The organism is Nocardia sp. NPDC060220, assembly GCF_042727815.1.
Lineage (GTDB): Bacteria > Actinomycetota > Actinomycetes > Mycobacteriales > Mycobacteriaceae > Nocardia.
On sequence record NZ_JBHWZY010000950.1, the window covers coordinates 1 to 2,447 of the forward strand.

Here is a 2,447-nt window from a genome sequence, read left to right on the forward strand (position 1 = left end):
CTGCTGCGACGCGGGCCCGCTCTGCTTCATCGAGGACCATCCTGCGATTCGACGACCTGCGGCTGTTCACTCGGCGGTCCGGCCGAGGGGGCCCGTAGTCCGGGGGCCGGAGCCACCGCACCCGGTAACGGCGCACCGGCCGGAATCGGCGGGTCGGCCACGACATCCGGTGCGAGCGCAGGCGTGTCGGCCGAGACCAGCGGTGCACCCTGACCCGCGACGTCGATGCGATCGGGCACCGTCGCCGGGGCGAGCGGGGCCGGGGCAGCGCCGTCCACCGGAGCGGGGACTTCACCGTTCGCCGCCGGTGCCGGACCGTTCGCCGGAGCGGGAACGGCCGCTTCGACCGGGGCTGGAGCGACCGGAGCGACCGCGGGCTGCGGCGCGTTCACGGTGGGGGCCGTCGGCGCGGGCGGAGACGCGAGCACGTTCGTCGGCACACTGCTGGGCGCGGCACCGGCGGGCGCGCTCGGACTCGCGGTGGCCGCACCCGGCTGCACCGGCACGACCCGCTCGCCCTGCGCCTGGGCGTGTCCCGGCGCCGGGGTGTTCGGGGCGGTGGTCGGCGGACCGTTCAGCGGCGGCACCGGTGCACCCTGCGCGGGCGTCGGATTACCGATCACGGTGACCTCGCCGTCGGCGCCGATCACCAGCCGGGCCGGATCCTTCGCGGGGATCATGCCGAGCTCACGTGCGCGAGCGGCCAATTCGGGAGCGGAGTCGGCGGCGGCGACCTCGCGCTGCAGCGCGGCCCGCTCGTCGTCGAGCTTGCGGTTGACCGCCCTGGCGTCACCGAGCTGATAGCTGTCCTCGGCGGCGCGGGTGGTGAGCAACAGGGTCAGGGCGAGGCCGCAGCCGAGCAGTCCGATGATCGCGGTGACGAACGGGATCCGCCCCGCCATCGTCGAGGCCCGTTCGGGCAGCTCGATGCCGTCGAGCAGCTGTTCCCTGGTGCGCTTGCGGGCGTAGGCCCGCTCTGCCGCACCGGACTTCACTCGTTCGGCCGCCGCTACGCGCCGGGCCGTCTTGCTCGGCACCGCGACTGTGCTCGTCCGCACGCTCATCGTGTCCCCTCCTGTGTCCTCCCTGACCTCTCCGCGATTCGTTCGGCCGCGCGCATCCGCACCGGCGCGGATCGCGGATTGACCTCGATCTCGGACTCGGTCGCTTTTTCCGCTCCACGGGTCAGCATCCGGAATTCCGGTCCCATGCCGGGCAGTTCGACCGGCAGGTCCATCGGCGACCGGGACACGATCCGTGGCGCGAGTTCGTGTTTGACCAGCCGGTCTTCGAGCGACTGGTACGACATGACGCAGATCCGTCCGCCCACACGCAGTGAATCCAGTGCCGCGGGCAGGGCCGCCCGCAGCGAGTCGAGCTCGCCGTTGACCTCCACCCGCAGCGCCTGGAACGAGCGCTTGGCCGGATGTCCGCCGGTGCGGCGCGCCGCGGCCGGAATGGTCGCGTAGAGCACCTCGACGAGTTCGGCGCTGGTGGTGAACGGCTTGACCGCCCGCCTGCGCAGCACCTCCGAGGCGATCTTGCCCGCGAACCGTTCGTCGCCATAGGTTTTCAGCACCCTGGCCAGGTCGCCGTGGCTGTAGGTGTTGAGCACGTCGGCCGCGGTGATCCCGGTGGTCGGGTCCATGCGCATGTCCAGCGGTGCGTCGACGGAGTACGCGAAGCCGCGTTCGGCCTCGTCGAGCTGCATCGAGGACACACCCAAATCCATGAGAATGGCTGAGACGGAACCGGTTTCGTCGAGCCCCGCTTCGGCCAGGGCCGCGGGGATGCCGTCGTAGCGGGTGTGCACCAGCGTGATCCGGTCGGCGTAGGGCGCCAGGCGCTCGCCTGCCATCCGCAACGCGGTGGTGTCGCGGTCGAGACCGACCAGACGCGCCTGCGGGTAGGTACGCAGGAAATGCTCGGCGTGCCCGCCCAATCCGAGGGTCGCGTCGATGTAGACGGCGCCCGGTTCGCTCAGCGCGGGGCCGAGCAGATCGTCGGCGCGCTCGAGCAGAACCGGCACATGACGGGGGTTCTCGGCGTCATGGTTCACCTCGACCTCCCGGGATACTGCCTCGCGTCGCAGACGGATCGCCGTGCCACACAGTGCTTTTCGAATGAGTGCTTGTCGAACGAGTTGATGCGAATGCTTCGAGGTCTCTGACCGGGGCAAGGCACCTGGCGTCGGGGAAGTACGTCAGGGTCCACGCCCGGGCAGAGGCCTCGCAGCACTCGCGTGCTCCGGGTCAGAAGATTCCGCCCAGCGACTCGTCTCCGGCTTGCGCGTAGTCCTCCTCGTGTTCCTCGAGGTAGGTCTCCCACGCCTGCTTATCCCATATTTCGAGGAAGTCGACCGAACCGATCACCACGCGATCACCTTCGTCACCGACGCCACCACCACCGACGGGGTCGGCGGCTTCAGCGCCGCCCAGATCGTGGAG

The 2,447-nt window shown here is 70.6% G+C and carries 2 protein-coding genes and 1 pseudogene; all 3 read right to left on the reverse strand.

Annotation, left to right across the window (positions count from 1 at the left end):
• Window positions 1–26: 26 nt before the first annotated feature.
• Window positions 27–1,064, reverse strand: a complete 1,038-nt coding sequence (locus ACFWF3_RS32125) for a hypothetical protein (RefSeq protein ID WP_379317573.1) — start codon at window positions 1,062–1,064, stop codon at window positions 27–29.
• Complete coding sequence (rsmH, locus tag ACFWF3_RS32130) at window positions 1,061–2,059, reverse strand: 16S rRNA (cytosine(1402)-N(4))-methyltransferase RsmH (protein ID WP_378921492.1); 999 nt, start codon at window positions 2,057–2,059, stop codon at window positions 1,061–1,063. The genes ACFWF3_RS32125 and rsmH overlap by 4 nt, the downstream gene beginning before the upstream one ends.
• 193 nt (window positions 2,060–2,252) lie before the next feature.
• Window positions 2,253–2,447: pseudogene (locus ACFWF3_RS32135) on the reverse strand (hypothetical protein); the annotation flags it as partial.